We start from the raw sequence: 8,625 nt of genomic DNA on the forward strand, positions 1-8,625 counted from the left end.
CGCGAGCCATCGAAGCGCCACGTATAGGTCTCAATCGCCCAACGCACCTGATCCCAACAACGTTCCGCTACCAAACAATTAGAGAGAATACCTCAAGCCAGGGAATGCCCCTGCTGGGGATCGCGGCGCCAAACCGCTCCCGGTGAGCACGGAGAGCCCAGACCAAGGATCGTGCGAGGCAAGCCGCTGCGAACGGCCCCTCAGAGCAACCGCTCTCACACAATGTAAAAGTCGCTTGCTTTCAGTTTCAGCCCCTTCTCAAGCTGGGCGAAAGTGACCGCCGCTGTCTCTCCAGTGCCATCGGGGTCGTACGCGATGTAACCTGTCTTGCGGTTGTAGATAATCCGATCACCCGCATCGTGGGCCCAGCGTTCGGAGGTGGTGATGTGCAAGGCCGCGGACGACAAAAAGCCTGGCTTTTCGAATTCCTTGAACACGCGGTGATCAAGTCGGAGTGTGTCATCCCGGACTGAGAAATCGATGATCCGATCTACATTGCTGCGTTTATTCAGTGGCGTGTCGAACACGAAGGCATCCCGCCCTTCGCCACCGATCAGAGTATCGTGCCCCCCCTTCCCGCTCAGAACGTTGGATCCGGCATTCCCGGCAAGGGTGTTGGCGTATGCACTGCCCGTGAGCTTGATCGCCTGTTTGGCGGTGCTGTTCGCTGCGCTCAGGACCTCGATCCGCGCTGCACTTTTCAACGCATAGCTGACACTCGTATAGACTGTATCAACGCCCGACGTATCGGCGACAGCGTCCTTGGCCGTGTTGACATAGTATGTGTCATTCCCTCGACCGCCCTCCATCCGGTCTGCCCCCCGACCTCCATCGAGGACGTTGGCGCTGCTGTTGCCGATCAATCGGTCATTACCCCGTCCGCCGGTGGCGTTCTCGATCGCTGTCCCATTGGCAATGGTAAAACCGCCCCCGATGACGCCCGCTTGCGAGACAAATCCTCCCGCGCCGGCTGCACCTGTTGCCAGGGTCGCTGCACGCAGGTCGATGACAACGCTCTGTGAGGACCGCACGCCGCTGACGGTATCGATGCCGCCGGCATCCCAAATGCACGACCACCCTGTGCCAACCGTGTTCACCACAGGCAGCTCATAGACGTCATCGCCCGTCCGCGTGCTCATATTCGCTCCGTAGAGAGCCTGAAGGGCCGCGATGTCGAATGCGCCCAGGCCTGCCTGCCCTCCGAACAACGGCGATTGCGCGGCCCGATCGTAACCATCACTGTAGGACATCACGCTCCAGATCCCTTGGCTGAGCCCGCGGTCCGCGGTCTCCCACCAGAGAATGCCAGGAAAGATGGTGGCATCCGGTTCGCCTCCGCCATCATGGGGATGAGCCAGACCAAAAGCATGGCCCAGCTCATGGATGATGGTCGTCAGCCCTCCTCCGCCTGGCTGAAGATTGCCCCAATAGGATGGAATGTCGGGGTTGAAATAGCCCCAGATCTGGCCCTCTGACGGGGTTTCATGCATGCCGAGCACATGATCCCCCAGCCCGGTCTTCCACCAAACGATATCAGCGCTGTCGGCGGATGCGTCCGGGGCGAAGGTCAGTTGACACACACTGGAGAATAGCCTGAGGGCATATTGGAAGGCGTTGTTTTCCGCAGCACTCCAGCTGTTGAGTGTTGCCGCATCGAGGTCAAGCTCGTGCTTGTTGGCTGGGCCCGCTGTCGCCAAATCTGCTGCTGTCTGCCCGAAATAGTAGGTGATGGGGCTGCGCGTGGCATCCCAGGCTGTTCCACCCCAGATCAGGCTGTCGATATAGACGCTGCCATAACCTGATCCTGGCACAGACGTGCGTATGTTGGCCATAAATCCCCCAGTGTAGCCCAGCATTTAAACGCTAATAGCTGAAGGAAAAATACCTACCGGTCAGGTCGAATGAGCACAACCGGAATGTTCATGGCGGTCGAGGCCTCCCAGGCAATTTCCAAAAGGAGTGACACTCCCAGTCCGTGAAGGGAACGAGCTTCATGGTTTTCCAGGCTGCGCAGGGTGGCGCCTTGCGGCGCGCCGGCGATCCGCGGCTGTCCATTTGTGGCTTTAAGCTTCTCCCTGTGGAAGAAAGGCTATAGGCAACTGCGGTGCTAGCCGGGCAAGCTCCTCCGACAGGCCTGTGTCCGGGCTACTACGACACCACTCCGCTCGGCATAGGGGTGTTCACTCCCCGTGCCGCTCGCATCGTGCCGACTCGTCGATACATCACGAAAGCGGGAAACGTAACTTTGTATCTCACGCTTGAATAGTGAGAACCGCCACGCATATGCCTCAGCAGATTAGGTCCAGAGCCAAGCGTGACACGCGCCCTTCCCGAGTTGCAGACTTCCTGCAAAGATGGCTGCGAACCGGTGGCGCTGCCGTACACCTCACGACCGTCCATCAGAAGGGCTCCTGCTCATAAGGGCGGCAGGACAGGACTGGGCACAGACCTGCACCCGGCCAGATCGTCACAATCCCAAGAGCCGCTTGTCACATGGGTGCCATCTGCAGAGCGCGTTCCACATTTCATGCGGCCGCTGCGCGGATCGGATCAGTCCAAGCCTTCACCGCTTCGAGGAACATGACGCCGTGATTTGCCCCTCGATTCCACATGAGACGCGACCGGACCCTCAGTCCTCGGCTTGGGATTTCTAGCTCGAACTCGGATGGCATCTCAGAGATGTCGGCGAAATAGACCCGGGCCCCGGTGTCGGAGAGGTCCCGCACGATACACTCAATGGATTTAGACCTGCTGTTAGACCTGATGTGGGCTGCAAGAACAGTGTGCCAGCGTTTGGCCGAACGACGCTCACTCACCACAATTCCTCCTGAACTCTTCCGCGCATTGTCCTGTGTGCCTATGTCACTATGACGCACAGTGACTAAGGAAAAGTTTCTGGATGAGTTGGGGATCGGGCAACAGAAAGGTCTCCTGACCCATAGGTAACAATGGGTCAGGAGACCTTTCTGTTCTTGGAGGGGCTTCCGTAATCAGAAAGATAACGATCTTCACGATTCCAACCCATTTGGCCCGGGCATGTTTCAGCTCGGCTCAAACATGACCGGGCCGGATGCGGCAGGGCCGAGGATAGTGCTGTGCGACTGAGCCAGCCCCAATTTGCCACTTTCGAGGCTGGTAATCAGGCCTGTGGCATAAGCAGTCTTCTCCTGCTTCCTACCCTCTCTGAAGCCTTTCTCCCTCTCGGCCTGCTGTAAGGGAGTTTTTTCGTGGAGCAACGAGAACAGAAAAAAGCCCCTCACAAGAAATTGTGTGAAGGGGCCTGAAGTGAGGCGATGGCTGAAGTTGAAGGGTCGAATTGCCTTCGTGCAGGGCTAACGATTCAAGGCCAAGAGTTATTCCACCGGCCAGCGCAACCACTATCGGTGAGCCACTATGTAGATCTTGTGGCCTTACATCGTATGGAGCGTCTATCGAGCTGCATAAACTGATCCAATATTGTCCTACTGCGCGGTTGAAGGAGGAAATCTCGGGATGCCGAACAGATGCTCGAACAAGATCCCGATCTCTTCGAACGCTTGAGCATCCTTCGGCCGGATCTCGGTCACAGCTTTCCCGACGGTCTGCGCACTGCCGAAGGCATTCCGTCCGACGAGCACTGCCGGCAGGAGTTCTGGCGCAGGCTTGGTCCTGATGTGATCGGCTGCGCAGCTGTTCTCTGATCCGCGCGAGTCGGCTCGGTTGAGGAATGCGCGCGCCTTGTCGAGGTTGATCGCATGGGGTTCCTCGTTCAGCGCGACCGCCCTGCCGAGTGACCAGATGTCGAAAGATCTGGCAACGAACGGGATCAGGGAGGTGTGACAGACGGCAGGAGCTATGCGCTGGCTGGCTGTGTCGCGCCCGTCTGTATCCACGACAATTTCCTGGTACCTCGGTGCTCTGCGCTTGATCCCGGTCATGACCGACATCCCTGAAGGGACACGTATGTGTAGCCTGCCCCACCTGGCCTGGTCTCGTATCGATGATGGGTGAAGTGGGTTGATGTCTCTCCGTTATCGGCATCCACCACAAGCACGTCACGCCCAGTAGAAACTACGGCAATCCTCAAGGCGCTGCCTATGGGTCGCCGATCACAATTTATCTGAACGCGTTCGCGCGATGCCACACCCGGGAACGAAACGCGTTCATCGACTTATACCGTCGTATATTCAGCACGACTTAGGGTTACATGCCTAACACTTCTGCCCAGCCGAACTACCAGAATGGCGCCTTCCCGAAGGCGCTCGATTTCTATTAACCATAGCGGTGAAACGTTATGGACCAGATCATGAGTGGCCTCAGGCCGGAGGATTCGAGCATGTTCAGGCTTGCAGTGGAGGGCTTCATCTTTGGCTTTGTGTTCAATGCGGTGTGGATCATGCCCATCTGATCTTAACCGAGCATTAGGACCGCTCCGTCCGCCGACGACCTCACAGCACGGACCTGCTTCTCAGTCGCCCGGTTGTCGCTTTAGATCGACAACTCTGATGTTCGTTGTCAATGAGCTTGGACGTGGGCGCGCGATTCCAGGGCGGGAACCGGGCGTGGCAGAATGGAGCGATTGCGCAGGGCTGGTGGCAGAGCGGTAAAGACGACGGTTAAGCAAACTCTGATGCGCGGGTTGGTCCGCATTCCGTGTGTTCGTCCGGGGCTGCCCCGATCTGCCAGCGGGCGTCGATGAAGGCTCGTCAATCTCGCCGAGGAAGCGGATCTCGCCCTGGCGGCCCTGCACGGCCACAGCGACGGAGATCTTCAGTTTCGAGGCATCCAAACCGGCAAACACTTTGCTCTTCTGCTGCATGGCTCGTCCCCCTGTGCGGGAGGCTCGGCGCCGGCCTATCAGGCGCAACCCTCGCAATTGCATAGTGTGGACGAGCCACCCCGCTGACAATGAACATACGGTCTGTCCGGTGTATGAACGCGGTTCCATCAGCGCCGATCACACTTCGGAATATTGCGGGCGTGCCGATCCTCCGCAGGGGGCTAAACTCGCTCAGAACTCGATCTCTAACTTCAACCGCACCGTCTCGACCGGCACACCCGCGATATGCGCTATCCGGCGGCGGGCCTCTTCGAGCACATCCTGGATCGTCGGAGCCGGCCCATCGATCTCGCCTTCTTGCGGGGAGCTCTTGTCCGGAGCCATAGTTTCCGCGAACGCGGCGGGAGAATCGTCGCGAGCCTCATCCTGCGTTGCTTCGAGGAACATAATTCCGTGGTGTATGCCCCTCGACCACATCACTTTGGCCCGAGTCGACAGCCCTTTTTTGGGAATTTCCAATTCAAGCTCTGATGGAAGCGACACCGGGTGGGAAAATGTAATCTGCGCTCCGGTCTCGGAGAGATCCCTTACGGTGCATTCGATCAGCGAAAACCGGTTGTTAAAGACCACCCGACCCTGAAGAATGGTTCGGGTGCGTAGCGAGCGACGATGCTCCATCAAGACTTCTCCTGTAGCAACGGGAGGCTTTATAGGTGGGTTAACCAATCTTCAACGGAATAAACCTACTGAGTGTGTGCCCTCCACGGGCCGGGCGCCACAGATCCTGTCAGCCCCGTCGCTCCTGTCCACCCAAGGTTCGTCGGGCGAAAGCGCGGGTGCCCTCCACGGAACACGAACAGTTCTCCCCTGCGCTCCTTGGATTGCGCCGGTGAATGTAACTTATGCCGCCCGGCTTGGTGTCAACCATGTTTGTCTCAGGTCCCGCCCCACGCGGGACCTCCAACCCGAATGCAGACAAAACTTTGAAACGCCATCGAAAGCGGGCTGAGCCCAACCGGAAAACAGGCTCCCAATCCTGCATGGAAGGTCGAAGGCTCTGCCCTGGCCCCAGCCTGTGGGCTAAGAACCGACGCACAGTGGGGATGCCATCGGCACTCTCTTGAGCCCTGACAGCGGGGCCCAAGTGAAAAGATCGCCAGGCACAGACATTCTTTACGAGACGGCATTCACGCCTGGAACGCATTATCGCGGAAGACAATGGTGTGTCTGGCGAGACAGATTAACGCCAGCTCAACCAATCATTGCACCGGTTAGGCCGATCCAGCAGATGCCGCGAGCGGAGTAGCGGCCGTGGCGTGTATAGGCGGATCCTGGTATGGCCCGCTGTATGCCCGGCTCTCTTGGGTTTGTTGCTTCGCCGTGGCTCAGGCTCGTAGATACCCCATCCAGTCGGCAGGAATTTTCAGTGTTCCAAGCTTCCGAGTTCAAACTGCAAACCGATCTGGCGAGGACCCGGCTTGCCGTCACATCCTGAAAATTCAGACCCATCGCCGCGGCACGGACATCGGTTTACACACTTCGCATTTCTGGGTGGGGTCGAGGCGCCGGGTCGCGGCAGGAACGAGACACCGCTTGGCCCCAACAACGCATCATGCAGCGCCGCAGCGTATGGGAATGCAGCCGGGATGGGTGTATGGGGAATGTGCACCGTGAAATGCTCCCCTCCTCTCATGGCCGAGTTGAAGTTTTCCGGCCGGAGCACGAGCGCAACGGCTGCCCGGAGTGAAGGCTGGCCCGGCCGTGAAGCCAATCCCCTTGATGCTCCAAGGTTCAACCTTGGTGCCGCGGCAGAGATCGTCCCGCCAAGGATCTGGGTGTGCTGAGTACCGATCAGCCGAGTGCGAGAATTCCAGACCATCAGGATCCCTGTAGGATGGCCTGCCAGCTTCGTTCAGCATCGACCGAAGGTGCATGCTGGACACGTCGTCGCATCTCGGCTCGAGCCCTGCTATAACACTCCCATGGATCCTTTTGTTCGTCTCACCATCTGGCTGTGGCAGCTGTCTCGGCAGCGCCTCTCCCGCCAGGAACTCCTTATCTATGCTATCACCCTCATCTTAGCTCTTGGCATCGGCCTGATCGAGTGGGCGGGCTACTGGCCTGACAGTTGGAAAGTTCAGCGCAACGCGATGCCGAAAGTCACCCCGCTTTAACCTCTGTCGCGCTTCGTGCGGTACCAGCAGCCGGCACGCCTGACCTGAGAGAACCTGTCAGACGCCTTTGGTTTTGGTCTGTCACAAGCCAAACGCGACGGCGAACAGGGCGGTCGAGAATGCGGGCGTGTGAGCGCCGAAGACGGAAGGCAGGCGGCGGCCGAGCCGAGACCGGCATTGCTCTATTGATTGATCGGGCAAGAGCAGGAATTCGCAATCGCTTCATGCGGTCGCCACCGCGGGATGTTTGCATGACACCGAGGTCAGGACCGACCTCGGCGATTGAGGGAGCGGCCCCTCAAGGAAAGCAGACCAGCGTTGACCCGATGTGACGGCACCGCAGGGCTGCGGCTGCAGCCCTGCGGCTCAGAACCCTTAGACGAGCGGGTCCAGCCCGGTCACCGTGACCCCGTCCAGCACCACGATGTTGTCGGCAGTGAGCGTGTGCAGGCCGCGGATGTCGATCTTGAAGTCGGCCTGACCGTCGCCCGTGACATCGCCCACCACGTAGGTGTTGCCGTTGTCCTGGAAGTACTTCACCTGACCGGAGCCGACCGCGTTGCTCACCGCCCCCTGGCCCACCCACACCAGGCTCTGGTGCCCGGCCTGGGTGCTGGCGTCGATGGCGCTCAGGTCGAGCCTGTCGCTGCTCTGCCAGTCGGTGATCACGTCCCGCTCGGCCGCACCGGGGCGGCTGTCGGCAACGCTGGTGAACACGAAGGTGTCCGCCCCCGCCCCGCCTGAGAGCGTGTCCTTGCCCAGACCGCCGGTGAGCGTGTCGTTGCCGCCCTTGCCGACCAGGGTGTCGGCCCCGGTGGTGCCGGTCAGCACCAGCGGCGCATTCGGATCGACGCCGCCCAGAATCTGTCCTGCGGACAGCGTGTGCAGGCCGCGGATGTCGATCTTGAAGTCGGCCTGACCATCACCCGTGACATCGCCCACCACGTAGGTGTTGCCGTTGTCCTGGAAGTACTTCACCTGACCGGAGCCGACCGCGTTGCTCACCGCCCCCTGGCCCACCCACACCAGGCTCTGGTGCCCGGGCTGGGTGCTGGCGTCGATGGCGCTCAGGTCGAGCCTGTCGCTGCCGTCCCAGTCGGTGATCACGTCGCGCTCGGCCGCACCGGGGCGGCTGTCGGCAACGCTGGTGAACACGAAGGTGTCCGCCCCCGCCCCGCCTGACAGCGTGTCCTTACCAAGACCACCCGTGAGCGTGTCATCGCCAGTTCCCCCCATGATGACATTCGCCAGAGTGTTACCGGTGCCGTTGAACGAACCTGTGCCAGCAAAGGCGAGGTTCTCGACATTGACCGCCAGCGTGTAGCTGGCCAGCGCAGTCCGTATCGTATCGGTGCCTTCGCCGGCAGCCTCCACGACCTGATCACCCACATTATCGACCACGTAGGTGTCATTGCCGACACCGCCGCTCATCCGATCAGCCCCGAGCCCGCCATCAAGAACGTTTGCTGCTCCATTGCCGATGATCGTGTTGGCGAGTGCGTTACCCGTGGCATTGATAGCTGCAGCCCCTGTAAGGGTCAGATCCTCAACGTTGGCAACAAGGGTGTAGGAGATCGACGTCAGAACCTTATCGGTGCCTTCGCCGGCAGCCTCCACGACCTGATCACCCACATTATCGACCACGTAGGTGTCATTGCCGACACCGCCGCTCATCCGATCAGCCCCGAGCCC

6 protein-coding genes and 1 pseudogene are annotated in these 8,625 nt (G+C 59.8%); 1 reads left to right on the forward strand and 6 read right to left on the reverse strand.

Features of this window, described 5'->3' with window-relative positions; translation table 11 throughout:
* Positions 1 to 215: 215 nt before the first annotated feature.
* The 5 genes and pseudogenes from ILT44_RS29135 to ILT44_RS29150 form a co-directional block, all read right to left on the reverse strand.
* Positions 216 to 1,856, reverse strand: coding sequence for a M10 family metallopeptidase (locus tag ILT44_RS29135; protein WP_204243106.1), 1,641 nt, complete (start codon positions 1,854 to 1,856; stop codon positions 216 to 218).
* A 669-nt stretch (positions 1,857 to 2,525) separates the two neighbouring features.
* Positions 2,526 to 2,876 carry a PilZ domain-containing protein gene (locus ILT44_RS32075; RefSeq protein WP_372441287.1) on the reverse strand — a complete coding sequence of 117 codons (351 nt, stop codon included), beginning with the start codon at positions 2,874 to 2,876 and terminating at the stop codon, positions 2,526 to 2,528.
* A gap of 585 nt (positions 2,877 to 3,461) precedes the next feature.
* Entirely contained in the window at positions 3,462 to 3,917 is a 456-nt protein-coding gene (locus ILT44_RS29145) for a hypothetical protein (protein ID WP_204243108.1), read from the reverse strand.
* 755 nt (positions 3,918 to 4,672) lie between these two features.
* A pseudogene (locus ILT44_RS32155) lies at positions 4,673 to 4,798 on the reverse strand (IS110 family transposase); the annotation flags it as partial.
* 192 nt (positions 4,799 to 4,990) lie between these two features.
* A complete protein-coding gene (locus ILT44_RS29150) occupies positions 4,991 to 5,437 on the reverse strand; it encodes a PilZ domain-containing protein (RefSeq protein WP_204243109.1) in 447 nt (148 codons plus the stop codon).
* Positions 5,438 to 6,741: 1,304 nt separating this feature from the next.
* On the opposite strand from ILT44_RS29150, the gene ILT44_RS29155 reads away from it, so the two are divergent.
* Positions 6,742 to 6,933 carry a hypothetical protein gene (locus ILT44_RS29155; RefSeq protein WP_204243110.1) on the forward strand — a complete coding sequence of 64 codons (192 nt, stop codon included), beginning with the start codon at positions 6,742 to 6,744 and terminating at the stop codon, positions 6,931 to 6,933.
* Positions 6,934 to 7,308: 375 nt separating this feature from the next.
* On the opposite strand, the gene ILT44_RS29160 is transcribed toward ILT44_RS29155, so the two are convergent.
* Positions 7,309 to 8,625, reverse strand: a 1,317-nt coding sequence (locus tag ILT44_RS29160) for a M10 family metallopeptidase C-terminal domain-containing protein (protein WP_372441288.1), incomplete at its 5' end; no start/stop codon positions are given.

Origin of the sequence: Microvirga arvi (assembly GCF_016892765.1) — a bacterium.
Lineage (GTDB): Bacteria > Pseudomonadota > Alphaproteobacteria > Rhizobiales > Beijerinckiaceae > Microvirga > Microvirga arvi.

Bases quoted from the DNA above. Each gene is read 5' to 3' on its own strand.
- ILT44_RS29145 (WP_204243108.1), bottom strand. From the start codon at position 3,917: ATGACCGGGATCAAGCGCAGAGCACCGAGGTACCAGGAAATTGTCGTG.
- ILT44_RS29150 (WP_204243109.1), bottom strand. From the start codon at position 5,437: ATGGAGCATCGTCGCTCGCTACGCACCCGAACCATTCTTCAGGGTCGG.
- ILT44_RS29155 (WP_204243110.1), top strand. From the start codon at position 6,742: ATGGATCCTTTTGTTCGTCTCACCATCTGGCTGTGGCAGCTGTCTCGG.
- ILT44_RS29135 (WP_204243106.1), bottom strand. From the start codon at position 1,856: ATGCTGGGCTACACTGGGGGATTTATGGCCAACATACGCACGTCTGTG.